The following is a 22,746-nucleotide window of genomic DNA, read 5'->3' as shown; positions in this document are numbered from 1 at the left end:
GAACAGAGGGTTTAAAATACTTTATCCCCTCCTTTTGTTTGATGCTAATAATCCTCGATTTAGATGATACTCTCTGCAACACTTGGGAGGCAATAAGAATTGCAGCCATTAGGTTAATCCCAACGCTATTAAGGTTAAGGAAGTTTAGAATGTTTGCCTATATTCTGACTAAAAGATATAGGGAACTTGAGGAGATAAGAGAGCTTCATATCCTGGGATTTGAAGAAATTCTGGATAGGATAATAAACAAAATCTACAAAAATTTGGAGAATGAAGAGGTGCAAGAGATAGCAAACCTCTTTGATAGGACGTTTTTTGCTAATTTGAGGCTTTATCCTGATGTAATTCCATTTTTGGAAAAAGTAAGAGAAATGGGAGCTAAAATTGTTTTAGTAACTGATTCTTCATCCTCTTGGCAGAGAAGAAAGCTTGAGGTTCTTGGAATTAAAGATTACTTTGATGCGATTATAGTGAGTGGAGATACAGGTCACTCCAAGTTTGAACCCTATAACTTCCATTTAGCGAGAAAAAAGTTCCCTAGGGAGAAGAAGGTGTATGTGATAGGGGATAGGGATGATACAGACATGAAGGGAGGGAAGGCTATTCACGCAACTACGATTCTTGTAAAGAGGGGCTACTTTAAAGGAAGGAGGGCAAAGTATGCAGATTATGTTGTGAATAACCTATATGAGGCCTTAGAGGTGATAGAACGTGACATTAAAAATTGAAATTAAAAGAAAAGCTCTTCACATGACTGGGCTCACTGTTCCAGCTGTCTATTTATTGTTTGGAAAAGAGGTAACGGTTCTATTTGTTTCCTTGGCATTGACAGTTTTTCTGATCCTAGAACCATTTAGGACTGTTGAAGAGCTTAGAGAAAGAATAAAGAAAAAACTCGGCATCCCTGAAGAAATTGCGAACAAAATAGAAAAGGAAATAGAAAGTATCGCAAGAGAACACGAAAAAAGAGGTATTGGGGCTCACATATATTTTGCTGCGGCGTCCCTTATTATAGTCCTTTTATTTCCGAGGGAGGTTGCAATAGGAAGTATAGCTGTGGCAACTTTAGGTGATGCTGTAGCAGCTATTGTTGGAAAATCTTTTGGAAATCATAGGTTTAAAAACGGAAAGAGCATAGAAGGAAGTCTTTCCCACTTCATTGTAGGTTTACTAATTCTTTTCCCCCTGGTAGGATTTAAAATAGCCATAATCGGAGCATTTGTTGGAACGTTAGCAGAATTCTATGAAGTTCCTCCTGATGACAATTTTTCCTCTCAGCTTATAATAGCAATAACCCTATATCTCCTGGGGGTGAGATAGTGAAGTTCCCAAGAAAAGGTATCCCACAAGAGGAAGTTATGAGAGAATTAGAAAAATACACTTCCAAAGACTTATCATTTTCATCTGGCAAGATCCTAGGTTCCATGTGCACTCTCCCGCACGAGTTGGCCAAAGAAGTGTTCTGTATGTACATGGATAGAAATTTGGGCGATCCTGGGCTTCACCCAGGGACAAAGAAAATAGAAGAAGAAGTAATAGAAATGCTTTCAGATCTCTTACATTTAGAGAGAGGATATGGACATATTGTCTCAGGTGGGACTGAGGCAAATATCTTGGCTGTCAGAGCGTTTAGAAATCTGGCAGATGTTGAAAATCCAGAGTTAATTTTGCCTAAGAGTGCACACTTCTCCTTCATAAAGGCTGGAGAAATGTTGGGAGTTAAGTTGATTTGGGCTGACTTAAATCCAGACTATACTGTGGATGTAAAAGATGTTGAGGCAAAGATAAGTGAGAATACCATTGGCATAGTTGGAATAGCCGGAACTACAGGGCTTGGTGTCGTTGACGATATTCCAGCTTTGAGTGATCTAGCTAGGGACTATGGAATCCCTCTTCACGTTGACGCAGCATTTGGAGGATTTGTAATACCATTTGCTAAAGAACTCGGATATGACTTACCAGACTTTGACTTCAAGCTTAAAGGAGTTCAAAGTATAACAATAGATCCCCACAAGATGGGAATGGCCCCAATTCCGGCAGGGGGAATAGTTTTTAGACATAAAAAATATCTAAGGGCAATAAGCGTTTTAGCTCCATATTTAGCTGGAGGGAAGATATGGCAGGCGACAATAACGGGAACTAGACCAGGAGCTAGTGTGTTGGCTGTATGGGCTCTAATTAAGCATTTAGGATTTGAAGGGTACATGGAGATTGTAGATAGGGCCATGAAGCTTTCTAGGTGGTTTGCTGAGGAGATAAAGAAAACTCCAGGAGCTTGGCTGGTGAGAGAGCCCATGCTAAACATAGTCTCCTTTAAGACCAAGAACCTAAGGAGAGTTGAAAGGGAATTAAAATCAAGGGGATGGGGAATTAGTGCCCATAGGGGGTATATAAGAATAGTTTTCATGCCTCATGTGACGGAGGCCATGATTAGGGAATTCTTGAAAGACTTGAGGGAGGTTATATGAAAACACTAAAAGTCTATATCCCAGGAATAAAATTCCCATCGATTTCAGTCACTGGAAATTACTGTGCCTTGAACTGTGCTCACTGCGGAAGACATTACCTTGAGGGAATGAAGAAGATAACAAGGCTGAATCTCGTGGATAAATGCGTTGAGATGGAAAAAGAAGGCTATGTTGGATGCTTATTGAGTGGTGGGATGGATAGTAGACTAAAGGTCCCCCTTGATAAGTTTAAAGATGAAATAAGAGAAATCAAGGAAAAAACAAGATTAAAAATTAATGCACACGTGGGGTTTATCGACGAGGATGATTTAGAGTGGTTGAAGTATATTGATGTTGTCTCCTTAGACTTTGTTGGAGACAATGAAGTAATAAAAAGGGTTTACAAGATAGATAAGACCGTAAATGACTATCTCAAAATTCTTGATATCTTAACTAAAGAGAGAATCAAGGTTGCCCCTCACATAACGATTGGCCTTGATTTTGGAAGAATTCACTGGGAGTACGAAGCTATAGATCTTCTCTCCGAGTATCCCATAGATGTCCTAGTATTAAACATCTTAATTCCAACACCTGGGACAGAAATGGAGAATGTAAAAGTTTCCATGGAGGAAGCATTAAACGTTGTTAGATATGCGCGAGAAGAATTCAAGGGAGAGTTAAGCATTGGGTGCATGAGGCCATTTGGTAGGTGGAGAGAAGAGTTTGACAAAAGAGCAATCTTAATAGGTGTGGACAGAATAACTAATCCTCCCAGGAAAGTCATTGAATGGGCCAAGCAGTTTAGGAAAGTGGAAATTCACTTTGAGTGTTGCGTCATATGATCAGCTTTATTATGAAAACAACGAAGAGCGTCGAAAACACATCTGCTAGAGTTGTTATTGTGGGAACGGTAACGTTGTCAGGGTCAAGTCTCATTTTTTCTGCGAATATTGCAATGAAGTATGCAAACCACATAACCAAGTGTGCCAGGATTGGATACAGAAGTACAAATTCTGGAATTATCCCCATTGTCTTGTTGAGCAAAAATCTTCCAACTAGGACAGCTATTCCATTACTCAACAAGGCAAGTGGGTAAGCGAGGATAGTGTAAACTCCTATCTCAAATGCAATATCCTTGTTTAGTGTTTTCTCAATTTCTCCAAGATGAATTTTTGTTGAAGTTTTTGCTCCGATTATGGACCCAAGATTTCCAGTTGTATCTAGGATTGCTGGGTACATAATACTGAAAATTATCACTCTCTCTAGGAGCTCGCTGTAGCTCTCCAAGATAGAACCAGTTATGCTAGATATCATGGCTAGAAACATTATTACACTTGTTATCTCCTTGAAAGTTACTATGTCTTCTTTTCCGAACTTTGAGTACCTCCAGAGAAAGAAGAATACGAGCAGTGCCAATGCTGTTATCGCTAGAAACGTTTTGTGGTCTGAGAAAAGAAGTATAAACCCGACTAAAAGGGGAACAGTAACTAAGTCTGCCAGCGAAGTTATTACGGGAGCAGCAATTGCGTCGGGATCAATCCCTTTCTTAAAGGGTAGTATTGATACAAAGGCAGTGGAATACCCCAGGAATAAACTTGTATAAATTGTAGAAGTTAATATAATCAAGAGAACTGCAATTGCAATATCGACATCTCTAATTTTCAAAGATCCCACTAGCCAAAGAAACAATACTGGAAGCAAAGAAAGTACTATGCTCATGAAGATATTTTTTGTAACCATTTTGTCTCTTAAAGAAGGCTTCATTTCACCTAAGTAAAGCATTGTAGAAAATCTTGATGCCAAAGATCCAAATATGTTTCCCCTAAGACCCATTAGACCTGGGAGTATAACAAGTATTATGGGGTAATTCTCTCTTATAAGAGTAAAAAATTTTCCTAGGAATGTTCCAGCAAAGAAATCGAGAAATACACATGCAACTAACGCAGGAAATGATGTAAGGACAGCCGTTTTCACTATTTGAATATACCTCTTGCTGACCATAACATTCCCCACTCTTTGAAGGTTAGTCTTGCTTACTTTATAAAGATAAACGTAAAGATAAACGTTATGAGGAACAAAAACAGAGTATGTATTGGTGTTTTTTATGAAGGTTGAGTGGTATTTAGACTTCGTTGACTTGGACTACACTCCAGGTAGAGATGAGTTAATTGTGGAGTATTACTTTGAACCAAACGGGGTTTCTCCAGAAGAAGCAGCCGGAAGGATAGCTAGTGAAAGCTCTATAGGAACGTGGACAACTCTCTGGAAAATGCCCGAAATGGCTAAGAGGAGTATGGCTAAGGTATTTTATCTAGAAAAAAGTGGGGAGGGATATATTGCTAAGATTGCATACCCATTAACGCTTTTCGAAGAAGGAAGCATAGTTCAACTTTTGAGTGCGATAGCTGGGAACATCTTCGGAATGAAAGCGTTAAAGAATTTGAGGCTTCTGGACTTCCATCCCCCTTATGAGTATCTGAGACATTTCAAAGGGCCACAGTATGGTGTAAAGGGAATTAGAGAATTCATGGGGGTTAAAGAGAGACCTTTGACTGCTACCGTTCCGAAGCCTAAGATGGGATGGAGTGTTGATGAATACGCGGAGATAGCATATGAACTCTGGAGTGGAGGGATCGATCTGTTAAAAGACGATGAAAACTTCACTAGCTTTCCATTCAACAGATTTGAAGAGAGAGTGAAAAAATTATATAGGATTAGGGATATCGTGGAGGCTGAAACTGAGGAAAGAAAAGAGTACCTAATCAACATTACTGGATCCGTTGATGTTATGGAGAAAAGAGCCGAACTAGTGGCGAATGAGGGAGGGCAGTACGTTATGATAGACATAATAGTCACTGGATGGAGCGCACTCCAGTACATGAGAGAGGTAACTGAGGATCTTGGATTGGCTATACATGCCCACAGAGCCATGCATGCCGCGTTCACTAGAAATCCCAAGCACGGGATAACGATGTATGCAATAGCCAAGCTTGCCAGAATGATTGGCGTTGATCAAATTCACACGGGGACTGCAGTTGGAAAGATGGCAGGTGATTATGAGGAGGTTAAAAGGATAAACGACTTCCTACTTAGTAAATGGGAGCACATAAGAGAAGTTTTCCCAGTAGCAAGTGGGGGACTTCACCCTGGATTGATGCCAGAGCTTATACGTCTCTTCGGGAAAGATCTCGTTATTCAAGCGGGTGGAGGAGTTATGGGGCACCCAGATGGGCCCAGGGCTGGAGCTAAAGCCTTGAGAGATGCAATAGATGCGGCTTTAGAAGGGGTTGATTTAGAGGAGAAGGCAAAGTCGAGTCCAGAGCTGAAAAAGGCATTAGACAAGTGGGGCTACCTAAAGCCTAAATGAGCTAGATGTATTCAAACTCTCTCGTCATTAAATCTTCAAGGAGGGCTTTGACCCAGGGGCGCCGAGTGCGGAGTGAGAGATGAATAATTCCCTCCACGTGTATTCCATACTTTTCTTTCAATTCTTCTTTTGTGACAGGCTCTTTGAAAAGGAATGGTTTCTCAATTATGAATGCATAACCATACTCGTTTACATAGTTCTTAAGCCACCTTTTTCCCTCATGTTCGCCATGAACAAAAGTTAGTCCGCTTGTGTCTTTGGTTAACTCCCACAGAGTTTCAAAGTCTGCTTTAATGACTTCTCCCACTTCAAATCCTCCAGCTATTGTCCCTCTCTTTGTTATTGTCTGTTCTTCAGTTAATCCCAGTTTTCTAAGCGTTTTCTTTAGCGTATAGAGATCTCCTCTTGCTATGTAAAGAAAAACAATATCTCCTTCCTCAAAAACCCTACTACGTCTGATTTCATGCCATTTCAACCCTCTAAATATGAGCTCACCGTAAACTTGGTGCAAGGCAATTACATGTTGCATGTTCTATCATTAAAGGGTGAATATAAAAATATTAGCCCAAAAGAAATTTTAAGGTATCCTTCTACTAATTCTCTGATGCTAGGTGAAGTGAGCAAAATCTTAGCAAAATCTTCTATGGCAATAGCATTTACTGGAGCGGGCATTAGTGCTGAGAGTGGTATCCCCACTTTTAGGGGAAAAGATGGACTATGGAGAAAGTATAGGGCTGAGGAGCTAGCTACTCCTGAAGCTTTTAAGAGAGATCCAAAGCTTGTATGGGAGTTCTACAAGTGGAGAATCAAGAAGATTTTGGAAGCGAAGCCAAATCCTGCTCACATAGCTTTGGCAGAGCTGGAGAAGATGGGAATAATAAAGGCCGTGATTACCCAAAACGTTGATGATCTTCACAGGGAAGCAGGGAGCAAGAATGTTATAGAGTTGCACGGAAATATATTTCGAGTTAAATGCACGAGTTGCTCATATAGAGAATACTTGAAGGAAAGTGACAGAATTGGGTGGCTACTTTCCCAAGAACTACCTAGGTGTCCCAAGTGTGGCTCTCTTCTAAGGCCCGATGTAGTTTGGTTTGGCGAGGCTTTGCCCGAAAAAGAGCTAACAACAGCGTTTTCACTAGCTAAAAAAGCTGATGTTGTTCTCGTTGTAGGAACTAGTGGCGTCGTATACCCTGCCGCATACATACCATATATAGTTAAGGAGAGCGGGGGTATTGTCGTTGAGATAAACATTGAACCCTCTGCAATCACTCCGATAGCGGACTTCTTCCTTAGGGGCAAAGCTGGAGAAGTTTTGCCAAAGTTGGTTGAGGAGATCAGGAGGATTTCTAAATGAGCAGAATGCCCCTCTATTTAAAACATCGAGTTGAGAAGGTAAAGGAAAGGTATCTCTATGAAATTTATGAGAGCAAAAAACTTCCCCCCTGGGAGAGATTCTTGCTTACTTGGGCGATACTTCTGGGATTTTGGGTAATTATAACTGGCGATTTGACCATTAGAGGGCTATCTCTAGGCATTGCAACTACTGGGATTATAGCCTACTACATGAGGGATCTTCTCACAGAGGACATAAGGCATTCCAAGCATTTGGTCTGGAAAATTCTCTACTTTCTCCTGATATACCTTCCACAGTATTTAATTATCATGGCCTTTAGGCTACTTGAGAGTAATATAAAAGTTGCAAGGCATGTAATATTCATGGACATAAATCCGGCAATAGTGAAGATTAAGAGCGACCTTCACTCCAACACTGGAATTACTCTACTGGCAAACTCAATAACTCTCACCCCTGGGACTTTAACCCTCGACGTCGTGAGGAGGCTAGATGGTACTTACCTCTACGTTCATTGGATAGATGCAGAAACTCTCAACCCTGAAAAGGCGGGAGAAGTAATTAAGGGGGATATCGAAAAATGGTTAAAGAAGATGTTTTGGTAGCGGGTATTTGGATACTTCTGGCAACGGCAATAATAGCATCCTATAGGGTAATCTTCGGCCCAAGCTTAGCTGACAGGGTAGTTGGTCTGAACACAATAACAACGAAGATAGTTGGAGCTATAGCTATACTTTCCGTTTTATGGAGGGAGTGGTACCTCCTAGATATTGCCATAGTCCTTCTCATGGTCAATTCAGTTGGTGGGCTTATAATTGCCAAGTATATGGAGAGGAGGGGGAGGAAGTGATTTATCTACTATTTCTGGTCTTTGGGTACTCTATAATGGTCTTTGGGGCTCTTGGTCTGGTTAGATTTCCCGACTTATATACAAGGCTTCATGCAGCTACAAAATGTGACACTGGAGGAATGATTGGAATAATACTTGGGCTAGTATTCCTCACTGATGCCTCTCTGTTTATTAAAGCTAAGATGTTCCTCCTATTATTCCTAATAGCAATGATAAATCCTATGGTAAGCCATGCAATTGCGAGGGGAGCATATAAGATGGGAATAAAGCCCCAGGTGAAGGTGGATATGTATGGATGGGACAATCCTTGAAATCATAACCGGAATAATTGCTGTTACGTTGGCCCTTATAACCGTGCTTCACAAGAAGTTCCTAGCTTCATTGATATCCTATTCTCTGGCTAGCCTATTGCTTGCCCTCCTAGCAATGACTTTTCGAGCTCCAGACGTGGCCCTCTCCCTAATAGTGGTAGGAGCTCTCGTTATAGGACTATTTATATTTGCCCATGAAGAGACCAGAGAAGAGATAAAGATAGATTTAAAACCTGGAATTGCTGTTATTCCACTTCTACTACTCTTACTGAAGACTAGGATAACTCCAAATTCCCTAACGTACGAAGCATATCTAAGTGTCTGGAATCTTGGAAACTTAGTTACTGAGATTTTAGCTGGATGGAGATTTTACGACAGCGTTGGTGAGGCACTAATCCTGTTTTCTGCAGCAGTGGGATTTAGCATAGTGGTTAGGAGGGTAAAGTGATGAAGATGAGTATTGTGGCAAGAACAACCACGAAATTGGTTGCTCCTTTCCTTACAACGTATGCAGCTTATTTGATGATTTACACAACTCAATCCCCAGGAGGTGGATTTCAGGCAGGTGTAATTCTTGCGGTAGCACTAATCCTCTTGATAACATCTCACGGATATAAATCAGTGAGAAAGTATTTCAGAAAAAGAGTGGCCAGCTCATTAGAGAGTGTTGGAGGATTAGCGACAATTACAATTTTCTTTCTAACGGTTCTCCTATTCCTAAGACCATCGGAAGTTTATGTTGTTCCAGCCAACGTTTTCATAGGCCTAAAAGTTGGAGCTGCATTTACGCTCATGTTTTATGCTTTGATATCAGTCCTAGAGAGGGATTGAAAATGATCTATGTGTTGCTTATAATCATAGGCCTCTTTGGAATAATAGTGAATAAGGGGAAACTCAAGCAACTTCTCTCCCTCAACATATTGGCTCTAGGAGTTGTGGTATTCTTCGTAAACAAGGGCTCCCATTTGGGAACTGCTCCCCCGCTTAAGGGGTTTTCGAATCCAGTTGATCCCCTTCCAACAGTTTTAATGTTGACAACAATAGTCGTTGATGTAGCCGTGACAGGTCTTGCTTTGGCCCTTGTAATGGGGGGGAGGAAGGAATGAACGCCTCAATACTCGCACTTCTTCCAGCCATATTCTCACTATTAATTTATCTATTTGGGAGCCTTAAGATAGAGGGAAGTATAAGGGCAAGGTTCAAACTCCCCCTAACCCTTGAGGTAAAAGTCCTCTACTTACTTGGAGTCTTTCTCCCTGTAATACTATTACCCTTTTCCCAGGGGGGAGTTGTTGGAGGTTATTCTAGACTTTTAGGGATTGAAGTCGATCTAGACTCGATAACCTTCCTCTTCTTAATTGCAGAGCTGACCGTATTTTCCATGAGCTCCCTCTATGTTGTAACCTATGCGACTGAATGGAGAAAGCTTTCCCTTCTCCTTTTAATGCATTCTGGATTAATAGGGGCTTTCATATCGAAGGACCTCTTCAACTTCTACGTGTTTATGGAACTCTCGGCAATTTCATCTTTTGCACTAATAGCCTCCTCAAAGGAGAAAGGTAGCTATAAGGCCGCCTACAACTATCTCCTCCTTTCTATGACTGCCTCCTATCTCCTAGTTCTCTCGCTAGGCATGATTTACTTTTCCACCGGTACTCTAAATGTTAAGCTGGCTCAGGGGAGAGAAGTTCCCAGGATTGCAGTTCTGATTGCTTCTCTCGCCCTTTCATTGAAGAGTGGGATATTTCCCCTGCACATTTGGCTGCCTGATGCCCACTCGAAGGCCGACACATACTTAAGTGCAATTCTCTCTGGAATTGCAGTTAAAGCCCCAGTATACGGGCTTGTTCTTCTCTCCTATCTTGCTGATCTGAGCTTTCTGAGACCGTTAGCTATGATGTCAATGATTTTTGGTGTAGTTTTAGCGATGGTGCAAGTGAACGCAAAGAGAGTTCTCGCCTATCATACCGTTAGTCAAATGGGCTATGTTCTTTTGGCCATTTCCTATAATAATCCCTATGCAGCGGCAATTTACTCTTTCGCTCACGCAATCTTTAAATCTGGCCTCTTTCTCTCGATTGGAGCCCTAGTTGATGCGAGAAAGAGAAAAGAGCTAAATTATTTGGGTTGTAGAAACTGCTACATTCTTTTAATCACAGTAGCAATACTTAGCTTGTCGATAGCTGGATTTGGCATTACGGTGGGAGGTGTTGCAAAGGAAATCCTTTCTAAAGCTACCAAAGAAGAGGCACTTATCTACGGAGTCTCCCTGGGAACCGCATTTTCATTCGCAAAGCTCAACTATTATCTGTGGAAAGGCTATGGGCACAAACCTTCAGTAAAGAGAGTCATTCCTTCCCTTGTCTTGAGTTTAATCGCCCTAGGCATGGGAATCATGTGGAATGGGACTCCCTCATATAAAGATGTTTTGATTCCCCTTGGATTTGTTTTATTCCTGCTGGCAAAAGATTACGTTCCGAAAAGAGATTATATAATTAGAGTTGAGCCTAACTATGGGGTCGCTCTCTTGGTTCTGCTAATTTCACTTTTTTCAATAATTACATAATTAAATAATTAAAGCTCTTCAATCTTCTTCCTAGCTATCTTTTTTGAACCTATTCTAAGGTTCTTAAAGAAGTTTATGTGATCTTCAGGCAAAAACTCGTCTAAATTAGTTGCTCTCAACCTCTGCTTCTTTTTTACCTTTTGATTTTCCTCCTTGGTTGCCGGTGGATCATTAGAACCAAGAAATTCATCAAGCTTCCTGTTCATAGTTAAGAGTTCCTTTGCTCGATTAATAAGATTATTGGCCTTCGGACGTTACACACATTTGTTCCATAAGATACAAATTGTAGCAAAGCTTTTTAACTCTCCTCCTTACCTATGATGGGTGAAGTAAGTGACGATAAAGGCCCCAACTTTGAACGTCCCTGGTCTTGGCGTTGATCCTCTGACTCAAAGAATCAAGGAGAAGGAGAAGAAGTGGAAGTACAAAATAGCTGTTCTCAGTGGAAAGGGTGGAGTTGGAAAGAGCACGGTTGCAGTGAATCTAACTGCAGCTTTAGCTAAGATGGGATACTTTGTTGGAATCTTGGATGCAGATATTCACGGCCCAAACGTTGCAAAGATGTTCGGAATTGGAAACACCGATATCTATGCCGAGAAGTTTGAGGACGGACACTTCGAAATGATTCCTCCAACGGTGGACTTCATGGGCCAAGTTACTCCAATAAAGGTTATGAGCATGGGCATGATGGTTCCCGAGGATCAACCCATAATATGGCGTGGCTCCCTAGTTACAAAGGCCATAAAGCAGCTTTTGGGAGACGTTATGTGGGGAGAACTTGACTTCATGATCATCGACTTCCCCCCTGGGACAGGAGATGAGATTCTAACTGTAGTTCAATCCATCCAGCTTGACGCCGCAATAGTAGTAACAACCCCGCAAGAGGTGGCCCTCCTCGATACTGGAAAAGCAGTTAATATGATGAAGAAGATGGAAGTTCCTTACATAGCAGTGATTGAAAACATGAGCTATCTAATTTGCCCACACTGTGGAAATAAAATCGACATATTTGGGGAAGGAGGGGGAGAGAAGCTCGCAGAAAAGGAAGGTGTTGACTTCTTAGGCAAAGTTCCAATAGACCTAAAAGCGAGAGAGGCTAGCGACCTGGGAATTCCAATAGTTCTGTATGGAGACACTCCAGCTGCCAAGGCATTCATGGAGATAGCCGAAAAGCTTGTTAATAAGCTCAAGGAAATAAAGGGCGATGGAAGAGAGAAGTAAGGGAGTTGCTTTGGCTTTAGTGGGAATGATACTTTACGGCCTTGAACCCGTGATAATAAGCTACAACCCAGTTAATCCCATAAGTTTTGCCTTTTTCTCAGCTCTTTTTGCTTCACTTTTGCTACTCCCCTTTGCAAACTTTGGGGAGGTAAGGGCTGAGTGGGAAAGGGGAGCACTTATTGGATTCTTTGGGACTTTTTTAGCTTACCTCTCATATTCCTTTGGAGCAAGGATGTCAACTTCGATAAATGCAGCCTTAATAACTAGAGCGGAAGTCGTGTTTTCCTTTTTGCTATCCTATATAGTCCTTAAAGAAGCAATAACAAAGAGAAGAGTTGGATACTCGGCCTTAGTTGTTGTGGGAGTTGTTCTTGTAATAACCCAAGGGAAGAGAGTTTCACTGAACCCAGGAGATGGTCTTCTATTATTGGTTCCCCTATTCTGGCAGTTAGGGCATGTTATAGCAAAAAGAACAAAGGGTAGCCCACAGACAATAGCTTTCCTTAGAAATTCGTTCGGGGCCCTATTCTTATTCATCCCTACTCTACTCACTGAGATGTCCTTCACCTTTTATTCTGTAGTGGAGGGAATGATCATAGCCTTTGGCCAGCTCATATGGTACTCAGCAATAAAGAGAATAGACCTTTCCCTCGCGACTGCCATAATAACCCCAGCCCCAGCAGTTGCCATAGGAATAGCTCTACTTACCGGAACGCCTGTAACTCTCTGGCATGTTGCTGGGTTTGTCCTAATAACTTTAGGAACCTTGGGCCTAACTAAAGCCTAAGCTTTCTCATGACGTTCTCTTTAATCCTATTAAATGTTTCTTTATCTTGGTATTCCCAGTAGTGCTCCTTTCCTGGGAATTTTCCTTCTTTAACCTCTTTTCTAAACTCCGATATTGCCCTCAGTATTTCTTCTCTAAGGTTCGCATACCTCTTGGCGAAGGGGGGTGAACTTTCATATAGCCCCAAAACATCGTGCCAAACCAAAACTTGGCCATCAACGTAGGGTCCAGAGCCAATTCCTATGGTGGGGATTGAGACCTCTTCAGTAACTAGCTTTGCCACGTCGGCTAGGACAAATTCCAGAACGACGGCAAAGGCCCCAGCTTTTTCCAAAGCTTTTGCATCCCTCAATATTTCCTCAACTTCCTCTTCATTCTCTCCCATTATTCTGTAACCACCGAGCCTTAGGTATCTCTGGGGAGTAAGCCCTGTGTGGCCCATAACTGGGATTCCCATCCTTACCAGCTTTTTGACAAGTTTTCTATGGTCATAGCCCCCCTCTATCTTAACTGCATCTGCTCCGGCCTGAATTAGCTTTATGGCGTTCTTCACTCCCTCTTCAACAGAAACTTCATAGCTGCCGAAGGGCATGTCTGCCAAAACCAATGCCCTCTTCACGGCTTTGGCAACTGCCCTAGTATGGAAAATCATCTGATCCATTGTAACGTTGAGGGTGTTTTGCTCTCCATAGACAACCATTCCAAGGGAGTCACCGACAAAGACTATGTCAAAACCTGCCTTATCTGCAAGAAGTGCTGAGGGATAATCATAGGCTGTTATCATAGTGATCTTTTCTTTTCCCTTCATTTCCATAATTCTCTTGGGGGTGATTTCTCTCATCTCCAACACCTAGAAAAAAAGAGAAAATTTAGAGGTATCCCCTGTCTTCCTCTTCATGAGGCAACTTTGGAGTGACTTGCTCCATCATTGCCCTCTGCATTTCTTCAACTTTTCTCAAGATCTCCTCAGTCTCCTTAGCCCTCTCATCTAAAGCGGTCATGTCTATCTCCAGTCCGAGTATCTTTGTGACTGCAGAAAGGACAGCCTTCGCGGCCTTTGCATCAACTATATATCCAAGGCTCTCTCCGAGCAAGCTTATGCCGAACATTCCTCTAAGCTTACCAATTCCCAGGAGGAGCCCTGCTGCACCTACTATAGCCCCTCCCTCATCTTCTCTCCAAATTACCTCAACTGAACAGCCCTCCAGCTTGCTCTTGTAGTACTCTATTAAGTCCTCATGGGTCACAGCTGCAAGAACCCTCGGCTCTCCTTGGATTTCAGGAACTTGATAGCCTCCCATCGTTATTATTTCTCTAGTCCCAAACTCTTGAACGAAGTCAAGCATCTTCCCAGCAACCTCAAAGTGTCCGTAGCTGTCCGTTGGAGGAACTTGAGTATCTCCAGTCACTATTATCAAATCTCTATGCTCATCGTCAGGGCTTTTCCAGTAGTAGAATTCGTTTTTCATTAGCTCTACGACTGAGTTCTTTCTAATTAAGACCTGGTGCATGAAGTGAGGAGAGTAAAGCTCGGCAAACTTTTTGGCCTTTAGCTCTTGAATTAAGTGTTCAGCTGCAAGCTTTCCAACTAATCCAATCCCAGGAAGGCCCTCAATAAATATTGGGTCATAAATATCGGGCCTTTCATATACAACAATTGTGGTTTCCTTCATTTTTCCTTCCTCCCTATTCCGAGTACCTCCCTCTTCCACCTTCTCCTATATTCCCCATATGGGTCCTCAGGGGAAAACCTTGGTGGATGAGCTACTTTAGTCTTTTCCCCACACACAGGGCAGACTTCCTTGAGGGTGTATCTCCCACACTTGGGACACTTCCTTATCCTAAACCTCATAACCCTCACTTCTTCCTCTTCTTAACCTTCCTAATTCTCTTCTCCTTTCTCAGAAGTGTGGCCTCGCCACCAGCCTCCTTTATTACTCTAAGAATTTCTTCTGCTATATCCTCCAGGACTTCTTCGGCCTTGTAGTAGTCTGGGGCCGTAATGTCTATCCTGTACCTTGGAGCCCCCAGGTAGGTGAACTTAACTTCGATGTCTTTCTCTTGGTTTGCTCTGTCCCTTGCCTTTATTAAAGCCTCCTTAATTATCTCAATTCCATTTGGCTTTGGCACAGTGATTTCAAACTCGGCATCTATTGTTACAGTAGGAACCTCTACATAGCTGTCAATTATCTCCTTGAGAACTGGAAGCCACTCATCTGGAACGTAGCCTTTGAGAACTTCTATTCCATTCCTCGCTGCATCTTCGAAGGCAGCATAAACCTCGCCCCACTCGTTCTCCAGTGGCACCCATACCTCTCTCCAAGCCTCTTCAAAGTCTTTTCCTAATTTCTCCGCGGCAAGCTTTAGTAAGTTTTCAGCTTTCTGAGCCCTCTTGAACTCTTGAAGCTTTGCTTTTCTCTGTTGCTGGGTTACCCTCCTTAGGCTGAGGTCTATATGACCCTTCTTTGGGTCAACCCTTATAACCTTGGCCACTACCTTTTGACCTTCCCTTAGGTAATCTCTAATGTTCTTTACCCAGGTTGAGGCCACCTCACTAATGTGCATAAACCCTTCTTTCCCCGGATACTCGTCAAGGTCAAGAAATGCTCCATAATTGTGAACCCTCTTAACTGTAGCAACCACAAGCTCTCCCTCTTCGGGATACTCCCTTGCTCTCCTGGGCATGCTTCCACCTCCAAGAAGGCTCTTTAATACTCATCCTTTTAAAGTTGCCCCTTTAAATAATTGCGATGATACTTGAAAAAGCCAGAGAGATATTGGAGGAGCATCAACTCTGCAACCACTGCTTGGGTAGGTTATTTGGAAAACTCGGGAAGGGAACGAACGAAGAAAGGGGTAGAGCCATTAGGCTTCTTCTTTCAATGGAAACTGGAAAGGAGTATAAGGAGCCTGAAAAATGTGAGCTTTGTGGAGGTGTTTTTAATAACCTCGATAAGTTTGCTGAACTCTGCATAAAAGCTGCTGAAGGAATAGAATTTGAAACCTTCTGGGTGGGTTCGAGGTTCCCAGAAGAAATTGAAAAAAAGGAGGAGGAAATTTGGAGGAAATTCAGAGTAGTGAGTGGAGAAAAGATTACAAAAGAGTTCAACAGGGAGCTTGGGAAAGTTATTGCAGTTAGATATGGAAAGACACCAGTAAAAGAGAGGCCCGACGTTGTCTTCATAGTTGAGCCCTTCTCGGAAAAGGTTGAACTTCAGGTAAATCCAATATATGTAGCTGGGAGGTATAGAAAGCTCATTAGAGGAATACCCCAAACTCCAGCCCCTGGGTTTAAGGAGAGCATAGCAACGATAATCTGCAGAGCTTTTAAGAAGCACTTCCATGGAAAGTGCATATTCAAAGGAGCTGGGAGAGAAGACGTCGACGTTAGAATGCTGGGCAATGGAAGGCCCTTCGTAGTTGAGATAAAGAGACCCAGGAAGAGAAAAGTAAATCTAAAGGACATTGAAGAAGAGATAAACCAAAGTGGAAAGGTGGAGGTTCTTAATTTAAGGTTCATAACGCCAGAGGAAGCCGAGAGAATTTTAACCACAAGACATAGAAAAGTGTACGAGGCCATTGTTTACGTTAAGGATGGAATAACAAAGGAAGAAGTTGAAAAGGTAGTTAAGTCCTTAAAGAATGCGGAAATTAAACAGAGAACCCCCAGGAGAGTGCTCAATAGTAGAGCTGATTTAGTTAGAGTTAGAAAGGTTTACGATGTGAAGGGAGAGTTAATTGATGACAAGCACTTCAAACTCAGGTTAGTCACCGATGGAGGTTTATACATAAAAGAGCTGATATCTGGGGATAGGGGAAGGACCACCCCTTCAGTGTCTGAAATTTTGGGAAAGGAAGCTTGGTGTGAAATCTTAGATGTTTTAGAGGTGTTGGACGATGTTGAGGGAGATAATTGAGAAGTTTGATGATACCGTAATAGTTGATAAGCCCGTGAAAAAGGAATACGAGATAACTAAATACCTGCTTAAGTATAAGGACAGGCCCGTCTTATTCAAAGACGTTGAGGGCTGGGAAGTTGCTGGGAACATTTGGTCAACAAGAGATAGGATTGCAAAATTCCTAAATACCGACAAGAAGGGACTCCTCGAGCTCTTAGCCTATTCCATGGAAAATCCATCGAAGTATGAAATCGTAGATGATGCGGAGTTTTTAAGGAACGAGAATGAGGTAAACCTACTGGATCTCCCAGTTCCCAAGTTCTACCCCAAGGATGGGGGAAGATACTTTACCTCAGCAATCGTTGTGGCAAAGAGAGGGGACTTTGTTAACCTCTCTTTCCACAGAATGATGATTCTGGATGAGAATAAAGCAGCCATTAGAATAGTTCCCAGGCACCTATACGCCATGTGGAAGGAGAGTGTTGAAAGTGGGGAGGAGTTAGAGGTTAGGATAATAGTTGGAAACCCAATCCACGTTTTATTGGCTGGGGCGACCAGCGTAGCTTATGGAATAAGTGAGCTTGAGATTGCATCTACAATTAGTAGGAGAGCCTTTGGAAGGCCGTTAGAGGTAGTTGATGTCAACGGAATTCCCGTCCCTGTCGAGAGTGAGTTCGTCTTTGAGGCTAAGATAACCGATGAGATGGTTGATGAAGGACCATTCGTTGATATAACTGGGACTTACGATATAGTTAGGAAGCAACCCGTTGTTGTTTTTGAGAAAATGTACCATGTAGACAATCCAATATTCCACGCTTTACTTCCTGGAGGTTATGAGCACTATATGCTCATGGGCCTTCCAAAGGAGCCGCAAATATATACTAGTGTGAAAAGAGTAGTCCCAAAGGTTCATGGAGTTAGACTGACAGAAGGAGGCTGCATGTGGTTGCACGCTGTGGTTTCAATAACGAAGCAACATGAGGGGGACGGAAAGAATGCAATTCTGGCAGCATTTGCTGGCCATCCAAGCCTTAAGAGGGTAATAGTTGTGGATGAGGATATAGACATATACGATGACAGGGAAGTTGAGTGGGCGGTGGCAACGAGGTTCCAGCCAGATAAAGATCTTGTAATCATCCCAAACGCTAGAGGGAGCTCATTAGATCCATCTGGGAAAGATGGACTAACAGCTAAGTGGGGTATAGATGCTACGAAGAGTTTGGATAGGAAAGAAGAGTTTGAAAAGGCTAGGTTAGAGTGAAGTTTTTGAAATTTTTTCGGTACACGTTGATCGGGTTTCTTTTTTGGTTTTTTAGTTTTCTAAGGGCGTAATTTTTGAATTGGAGGTTTTGGAGAAGCTAGGGTTTAATTTAGTCACTTGAAGTTATTATTTGCTTTGTGTTACACTTTCATTGTTAAATTGTAACGAAATTTTTTCGATGAGTTTTTATTAAAGTGTTAGAGGATTGTTTTTTGAATTTGCTTGAGGTTTTTTGTTGGATTCTTGTAAAAAGGCAGGAATTAGCTCAATTCAATCATTGAAGCTTGTTCGTTGAATAGGGTTTGGTAAGGGGTATTTGTAATCGGCTAGTTTTTTGGTTTGTTTTTGGTTTAAAGGGTTGTAATGGTTTGTTTTGTTTATAAATGGGGGGTTGTGGGGGAAGGTGGATGTCCCGTAAGGCTTATAAATTCGAGTGATATAATTACCCCAATGGGGAATTGGGGCAAAAAAGCCCCCTGTTCCAATAAGACTACAAAAGAATTGAAGAGGAAGAAATGCAGACGACGTGATAAACTACGTGAAAAGTTCCAATAAGACTACAAAAGAATTGAAGAGTCCACTTCTTGTGAACAACAAGCCTCTGCTTAGGCAGTTCCAATAAGACTACAAAAGAATTGAAGATTCTTTCCTTTGAAACAACCAACTCCGCATCGAGCCAGTTCCAATAAGACTACAAAAGAATTGAAGACTGAACAAGAGCCTGTTATATTTCTTGTTAGGTGAGAGTTCCAATAAGACTACAAAAGAATTGAAGAAGTCACTAACGAGGGCTGGCGCCTTCTCAAGGGCTTGTTCCAATAAGACTACAAAAGAATTGAAGATTCTTCAGCTTGATGATAACGCTTGCAGTCGGCCTTGTCTGTTCCAATAAGACTACAAAAGAATTGAAGACGGTGGAACTCGTGCACTAAGGCACCATACGCCCAAACGTTCCAATAAGACTACAAAAGAATTGAAGATGAGCTTCAACCTTCCATTGAACTCTATGAGCTTCCGGTTCCAATAAGACTACAAAAGAATTGAAGAGGACCTCTTTCATAATCCTCAGGGCGTCCTCGTAGCCCGTTCCAATAAGACTACAAAAGAATTGAAGCAGATGAGACGGGAGTGTTTGGGTAGCTTGTACCTAAGTTCCAATAAGACTACAAAAGAATTGAAGCTTGCCCAACCTCTCTAGAAACGCCCACCTTTGTTACGTTCCAATAAGACTACAAAAGAATTGAAGCGCAAATCTCTTTTTAAATCTTTGAGAACGTCTTCGGGGTTACAATAAGACTACAAAAGAATTGAAGTAAAGATACAAGAAACGCCTTCTCCGTCTCAACCTTAAGTTACAATAAGACTACAAAAGAATTGAAGCGAGAATACTGCACCCACTCGTCGTGAACTCTACTGGGTTACAATAAGACTACAAAAGAATTGAAGGGGGACTATGCTGGGAGAATCTGCAGGGTTTTTAACCGTAGGTTTCAATAAGACTACAAAAGAATTGAAAGAACATAGGGAAGGGATTTTATTACATTGAGCTTTCAAGTTCCAACAAGACTAAAAAAGAATTGAGGACTTATTTCATTAAACCTTGGCCCTTAAATGTTTTACTTTGAAACTTCAATTTTTTGGAAAGTTTCTTGTAAGAACGTGTAGATAAGGTTTATAATTTCCCCTACCTTTGGGTTAGCTTGAGAGGTGAGGCATATGAAGAAAATAAGACAACCCATCATTGCAGTTCTAGGTCACGTTGACCACGGAAAATGTCTTCTTCCAGAAGAAAAAGTTGTTTTACCAGAGATTGGACTTGTTACACTGAGAGAACTCTTCGAGCTGGCAAATGAAGTTGTGGTGAAGGATGAGGAGAAGGAAGTTAGAAAGCTGGGGAAGATGTTAACAGGTGTAGATGAAAGAGGAAATGTCAAGCTTCTCAATGCCCTCTACGTGTGGAGAGTTGCACACAAAGGTGAGATGATTAGGGTTAAGGTCAATGGATGGTATTCAGTTACCGTAACTCCTGAGCATCCATTCTTAACTAATAGGGGGTGGGTAAAAGCTGGTGAGCTCAAGGAAGGGGACTACATTGCTATTCCCAGGAGGGTGTATGGGAATGAGGATTTGATGAAGTTCTCAAAAATTGCAAAGGAACTTGGCATAAAGGGTGATGAAAAAGAGTTCTACTTAGCTGGGGCATCATTGGATATCCCCATTAAGGTTCTTTTTTTAGCTCCTTCAAAACTTGTCTCGGCATTCCTAAGGGGTTACTTTGATGCCAAAGGCGTTGTTAGAGAAAACTATATTGAAGTGCCCCTCTTTGAGGATCTCCCATTATTATTGCTTAGGTTTGGAATAGTATCGAGGATTGAAAAATCTACACTCAAGATTTCCGGTAAGAGAAATCTTGAGCTCTTCAGAAAGCACGTTGGGTTTACAGATTCAGAAAAAGCTAAAGCGCTAGACGAACTAATATCAAAAGCAAAGGAGAGCGAGAGATACCCAATATTGGAGGAGCTTAGAAGATTAGGCCTACTCTTTGGGTTCACGAGAAATGAACTTAGAATTGAGGAAAATCCAACTTATGAAGTCTTGATGGAAATTTTAGAGAGAATAGAGAGAGGTTCCCCAAACCTTGCGGAGAAGATAGCTGTCCTAGAAGGAAGAATAAAGGAGGAAAACTACTTAAGAATTCTGGAAGAGGAAGGGCTAATAGAGAATGGAAAGCTTACAGAGCTAGGAAAAGAGCTTCTGGAGGTTTGGCGCAATAGAGAGTTTGATTCAAAGGATGTAGATTATGTAAGGAACATTGTCGAAAACTTAGTCTTCCTTCCAGTTGAAAAAGTTGAGAGAATTGAATACGAGGGGTATGTATACGATGTAACTACTGAAACCCACAACTTCGTGGCCAATGGAATTTTGGTTCACAACACCACTCTTTTGGACAGAATAAGGAAGACAAACGTTGCAGCTAAAGAGGCGGGAGGAATAACTCAGCATATCGGAGCTACGGAAGTCCCAATTGATGTAGTTAAGGAGATAGCGGGTCCTCTAATAAAACTCTGGAAGGCAGAGATAAAGCTTCCAGGTCTTCTCTTCATAGATACACCTGGGCACGAGGCATTTACAAGCTTAAGAGCCAGAGGTGGAAGCTTAGCAGACTTAGCAGTTTTGGTAGTTGACATAAATGAGGGGTTCCAACCCCAGACAATAGAGAGCATAGAGATCCTAAGGAGGTACAAGACCCCATTCGTCGTTGCTGCAAACAAGATAGACAGAATAAAGGGATGGGTGATTCAGGAAGATGAACCCTTCTTGCTAAACAGTAAGAGGCAAGATCAGAGGGCAATTCAAGAACTGGAAACGAAACTTTGGGAGTTAATAGGTAAGTTTTATGAATTTGGATTCCAGGCTAATCGTTTTGATAGGGTTCAGAACTTCACTAGAGAGTTGGCAATAGTCCCAATATCAGCCAAATACGGAATTGGAATAGCTGAACTATTGGTTTTAATCGCTGGATTGAGTCAAAAATACCTGGAAGAGAGGCTCAAGATAGAGGTTGAGGGGCCTGCAAGAGGAACGATTTTAGAGGTTAGAGAAGAGCCTGGGCTGGGGCATACCATCGACGTGATAATCTACGAGGGAACACTACACAAGGACGACACGATAGTTGTTGGAGGAAAAGATAAGGCGATAGTAACAAAGGTTAGAGCTCTACTTAAGCCAAAGCCCTTAGATGAGATTAGGGATCCAAGATTTAGGTTTGATTATGTTGATGAAGTTACCGCGGCGGCTGGTGTGAAGATAGCAGCTCCGGGACTTGAGGAGGCCTTAGCCGGATCTCCAGTGATAGCAGCTCCAACGCCAGAGGCCGTTGAGAAGGCTAAAGAGGAAATTATGAGGCAAATCCAAAGCGTAGTTATAAGCACTGACAAGATGGGAGTTATAATAAAAGCAGACACCCTGGGAAGCCTAGAAGCTTTAAGCAAGGAGTTGCAGGAGAAGGGGATACCAATAAGAAAGGCTGACGTGGGTAATATAAGCAAGACTGATGTAATGGAGGCTCTAAGCGTTAGGGAGGAGGATCCAAAGTACGGTGTCATCATAGGGTTTAACGTGAAGGTCAACGAGGATGCTCAAGAGATAGCGAAGGCCAAGGGCGTTCCAATATTTGTTGGTAACATAATATACAAGCTGATAGAGGATTATGAGGCCTGGGTAAAGGAAGAAGAAGAAAAGAAGAAGAGAGAACTTCTTGCGAAAGTGACATTCCCAGGAGTAATAAGGCTATATCCGGATGAGAGGTATGTATTTAGAAGGAGCAACCCTGCAATAGTTGGAATTGAGGTCATAGAGGGAAGGATAAAGCCAGGAGTTACACTAATAAAGCAGAACGGTCAAAAGGTTGGAACTATTAAGTCAATAAAGAGTAGGGATGAATTCCTTCAGGAAGCTAAGAAGGGCCAGGCAGTGGCGGTTGCAATAGAAGGGGCCATAGTTGGGAGGCACATTCATCCCGGGGAAACCCTTTACGTTGATATCAGTAGGGATGACGCAATAACACTTCTGAAATATCTGAGGGATGTACTTGAGGATAGTGATATAAAGGCTCTTAAGATTATTGCCCAGATAAAAGCAAAGGAAGATCCATTCTGGAGGGCTATTTGAGAGCTTTCTTTT

Annotated in this window: 25 protein-coding genes and 1 CRISPR repeat array; of the genes, 18 read left to right on the top strand and 7 right to left on the bottom strand. The window is 42.0% G+C overall.

Going from position 1 to position 22,746, the window contains the following annotated elements; all coding sequences use genetic code 11:
* Window positions 1-41: 41 nt before the first annotated feature.
* The 4 genes from ACMFNG_RS08450 to ACMFNG_RS08435 are packed head-to-tail and all read left to right on the top strand — an operon-like array spanning window position 42 to window position 3,289.
* The gene (locus ACMFNG_RS08450; RefSeq protein ID WP_288072477.1) at window positions 42-728 is read left to right on the top strand and encodes an HAD family hydrolase; all 687 of its coding nucleotides are present in this window, start codon (window positions 42-44) and stop codon (window positions 726-728) included.
* Window positions 712-1,320: a diacylglycerol/polyprenol kinase family protein gene (locus ACMFNG_RS08445; protein ID WP_011012300.1), complete on the top strand. Its 609-nt coding sequence runs from the start codon at window positions 712-714 to the stop codon at window positions 1,318-1,320. Before ACMFNG_RS08450 ends, ACMFNG_RS08445 begins: the two co-directional genes overlap by 17 nt.
* The gene (gene mfnA, locus ACMFNG_RS08440; RefSeq protein ID WP_014835343.1) at window positions 1,320-2,468 is read left to right on the top strand and encodes a tyrosine decarboxylase MfnA; all 1,149 of its coding nucleotides are present in this window, start codon (window positions 1,320-1,322) and stop codon (window positions 2,466-2,468) included. Before ACMFNG_RS08445 ends, mfnA begins: the two co-directional genes overlap by 1 nt.
* On the top strand, window positions 2,465-3,289 hold the full coding sequence (locus ACMFNG_RS08435; RefSeq protein WP_011012298.1) for a radical SAM protein: 825 nt from the start codon (window positions 2,465-2,467) through the stop codon (window positions 3,287-3,289). Before mfnA ends, ACMFNG_RS08435 begins: the two co-directional genes overlap by 4 nt.
* Here ACMFNG_RS08435 and ACMFNG_RS08430 read toward each other — a convergent pair.
* Window positions 3,282-4,448 (bottom strand): magnesium transporter, encoded by a 1,167-nt coding sequence (locus tag ACMFNG_RS08430; protein WP_011012297.1) that lies wholly within the window; start codon window positions 4,446-4,448, stop codon window positions 3,282-3,284. The genes ACMFNG_RS08435 and ACMFNG_RS08430 overlap by 8 nt on opposite strands.
* 103 nt (window positions 4,449-4,551) lie before the next feature.
* On the opposite strand from ACMFNG_RS08430, the gene rbcL reads away from it, so the two are divergent.
* The gene (gene rbcL / locus ACMFNG_RS08425) at window positions 4,552-5,814 is read left to right on the top strand and encodes a type III ribulose-bisphosphate carboxylase (RefSeq protein WP_011012296.1); all 1,263 of its coding nucleotides are present in this window, start codon (window positions 4,552-4,554) and stop codon (window positions 5,812-5,814) included.
* 1 nt (window position 5,815) lies between these two features.
* Here rbcL and ACMFNG_RS08420 read toward each other — a convergent pair whose 3' ends face one another.
* The gene (locus ACMFNG_RS08420) at window positions 5,816-6,343 is read right to left on the bottom strand and encodes a hypothetical protein (protein ID WP_430515136.1); all 528 of its coding nucleotides are present in this window, start codon (window positions 6,341-6,343) and stop codon (window positions 5,816-5,818) included.
* 75 nt (window positions 6,344-6,418) lie between these two features.
* Between ACMFNG_RS08420 and cobB the strand changes: the two genes are divergently transcribed.
* The 8 genes from cobB to ACMFNG_RS08380 are packed head-to-tail and all read left to right on the top strand — an operon-like array spanning window position 6,419 to window position 10,895.
* Window positions 6,419-7,171 (top strand): NAD-dependent protein deacetylase, encoded by a 753-nt coding sequence (gene cobB / locus ACMFNG_RS08415; RefSeq protein ID WP_011012294.1) that lies wholly within the window; start codon window positions 6,419-6,421, stop codon window positions 7,169-7,171.
* The gene (locus ACMFNG_RS08410) at window positions 7,168-7,773 is read left to right on the top strand and encodes a monovalent cation/H+ antiporter subunit E (RefSeq protein WP_011012293.1); all 606 of its coding nucleotides are present in this window, start codon (window positions 7,168-7,170) and stop codon (window positions 7,771-7,773) included. The genes cobB and ACMFNG_RS08410 overlap by 4 nt, the downstream gene beginning before the upstream one ends.
* Entirely contained in the window at window positions 7,749-8,018 is a 270-nt protein-coding gene (locus ACMFNG_RS08405; protein WP_011012292.1) for a monovalent cation/H+ antiporter complex subunit F, read from the top strand. The genes ACMFNG_RS08410 and ACMFNG_RS08405 overlap by 25 nt, the downstream gene beginning before the upstream one ends.
* Window positions 8,015-8,329 (top strand): monovalent cation/H(+) antiporter subunit G, encoded by a 315-nt coding sequence (gene mnhG / locus ACMFNG_RS08400; protein WP_011012291.1) that lies wholly within the window; start codon window positions 8,015-8,017, stop codon window positions 8,327-8,329. The genes ACMFNG_RS08405 and mnhG overlap by 4 nt, the downstream gene beginning before the upstream one ends.
* Window positions 8,310-8,777: a hydrogenase subunit MbhD domain-containing protein gene (locus ACMFNG_RS08395; RefSeq protein WP_011012290.1), complete on the top strand. Its 468-nt coding sequence runs from the start codon at window positions 8,310-8,312 to the stop codon at window positions 8,775-8,777. Before mnhG ends, ACMFNG_RS08395 begins: the two co-directional genes overlap by 20 nt.
* Window positions 8,777-9,160: a Na(+)/H(+) antiporter subunit B gene (locus ACMFNG_RS08390; protein ID WP_014835342.1), complete on the top strand. Its 384-nt coding sequence runs from the start codon at window positions 8,777-8,779 to the stop codon at window positions 9,158-9,160. Before ACMFNG_RS08395 ends, ACMFNG_RS08390 begins: the two co-directional genes overlap by 1 nt.
* A 2-nt stretch (window positions 9,161-9,162) precedes the next feature.
* Entirely contained in the window at window positions 9,163-9,435 is a 273-nt protein-coding gene (locus ACMFNG_RS08385; RefSeq protein ID WP_014835341.1) for a cation:proton antiporter subunit C, read from the top strand.
* Window positions 9,432-10,895: a monovalent cation/H+ antiporter subunit D family protein gene (locus tag ACMFNG_RS08380; protein ID WP_011012287.1), complete on the top strand. Its 1,464-nt coding sequence runs from the start codon at window positions 9,432-9,434 to the stop codon at window positions 10,893-10,895. The genes ACMFNG_RS08385 and ACMFNG_RS08380 overlap by 4 nt, the downstream gene beginning before the upstream one ends.
* A gap of 8 nt (window positions 10,896-10,903) precedes the next feature.
* On the opposite strand, the gene ACMFNG_RS08375 is transcribed toward ACMFNG_RS08380, so the two are convergent.
* A complete protein-coding gene (locus ACMFNG_RS08375) occupies window positions 10,904-11,101 on the bottom strand; it encodes a PCNA-inhibitor (RefSeq protein WP_011012286.1) in 198 nt (65 codons plus the stop codon).
* 127 nt (window positions 11,102-11,228) lie between these two features.
* Here ACMFNG_RS08375 and ACMFNG_RS08370 point away from each other — a divergent pair, with 127 nt between their 5' ends.
* The gene (locus ACMFNG_RS08370) at window positions 11,229-12,116 is read left to right on the top strand and encodes an Mrp/NBP35 family ATP-binding protein (RefSeq protein WP_011012285.1); all 888 of its coding nucleotides are present in this window, start codon (window positions 11,229-11,231) and stop codon (window positions 12,114-12,116) included.
* Complete coding sequence (locus tag ACMFNG_RS08365; RefSeq protein ID WP_011012284.1) at window positions 12,100-12,903, top strand: DMT family transporter; 804 nt, start codon at window positions 12,100-12,102, stop codon at window positions 12,901-12,903. Before ACMFNG_RS08370 ends, ACMFNG_RS08365 begins: the two co-directional genes overlap by 17 nt.
* Here ACMFNG_RS08365 and panB read toward each other — a convergent pair.
* The 4 genes from panB to ACMFNG_RS08345 are packed head-to-tail and all read right to left on the bottom strand — an operon-like array spanning window position 12,893 to window position 15,588.
* The gene (gene panB, locus ACMFNG_RS08360; protein ID WP_011012283.1) at window positions 12,893-13,744 is read right to left on the bottom strand and encodes a 3-methyl-2-oxobutanoate hydroxymethyltransferase; all 852 of its coding nucleotides are present in this window, start codon (window positions 13,742-13,744) and stop codon (window positions 12,893-12,895) included. The two genes, ACMFNG_RS08365 and panB, sit on opposite strands and share 11 nt — an antisense overlap.
* 28 nt (window positions 13,745-13,772) lie before the next feature.
* The gene (locus tag ACMFNG_RS08355; protein WP_014835340.1) at window positions 13,773-14,576 is read right to left on the bottom strand and encodes a proteasome assembly chaperone family protein; all 804 of its coding nucleotides are present in this window, start codon (window positions 14,574-14,576) and stop codon (window positions 13,773-13,775) included.
* Window positions 14,573-14,755, bottom strand: a complete 183-nt coding sequence (locus tag ACMFNG_RS08350; RefSeq protein WP_011012281.1) for an RNA-protein complex protein Nop10 — start codon at window positions 14,753-14,755, stop codon at window positions 14,573-14,575. The genes ACMFNG_RS08355 and ACMFNG_RS08350 overlap by 4 nt, the downstream gene beginning before the upstream one ends.
* A 5-nt stretch (window positions 14,756-14,760) precedes the next feature.
* A complete protein-coding gene (locus ACMFNG_RS08345) occupies window positions 14,761-15,588 on the bottom strand; it encodes a translation initiation factor IF-2 subunit alpha (protein WP_011012280.1) in 828 nt (275 codons plus the stop codon).
* Between the two features lie 65 nt (window positions 15,589-15,653).
* Between ACMFNG_RS08345 and ACMFNG_RS08340 the strand changes: the two genes are divergently transcribed.
* The 3 genes from ACMFNG_RS08340 to infB all read left to right on the top strand — a co-directional run bounded on the left by ACMFNG_RS08340 (window position 15,654) and on the right by infB (window position 22,734).
* Window positions 15,654-16,820: a tRNA pseudouridine(54/55) synthase Pus10 gene (locus ACMFNG_RS08340; protein ID WP_011012279.1), complete on the top strand. Its 1,167-nt coding sequence runs from the start codon at window positions 15,654-15,656 to the stop codon at window positions 16,818-16,820.
* Entirely contained in the window at window positions 16,801-18,063 is a 1,263-nt protein-coding gene (locus ACMFNG_RS08335) for a UbiD family decarboxylase (protein ID WP_011012278.1), read from the top strand. Before ACMFNG_RS08340 ends, ACMFNG_RS08335 begins: the two co-directional genes overlap by 20 nt.
* 478 nt (window positions 18,064-18,541) lie before the next feature.
* Window positions 18,542-19,647: a CRISPR direct-repeat array (repeat unit 30 nt; unit sequence GTTCCAATAAGACTACAAAAGAATTGAAGA).
* A gap of 132 nt (window positions 19,648-19,779) precedes the next feature.
* The gene (gene infB, locus ACMFNG_RS08330; protein ID WP_011012277.1) at window positions 19,780-22,734 is read left to right on the top strand and encodes an intein-containing translation initiation factor aIF-2; all 2,955 of its coding nucleotides are present in this window, start codon (window positions 19,780-19,782) and stop codon (window positions 22,732-22,734) included.
* The last annotated feature ends 12 nt before the right edge of the window (window positions 22,735-22,746 follow it).

The sequence above is a fragment of the Pyrococcus woesei genome (assembly GCF_050496105.1).
In the GTDB taxonomy this organism is placed as follows: Archaea; Methanobacteriota_B; Thermococci; order Thermococcales; family Thermococcaceae; genus Pyrococcus; species Pyrococcus furiosus.
This window is presented reverse-complemented; position numbering and strand designations above follow the sequence as displayed.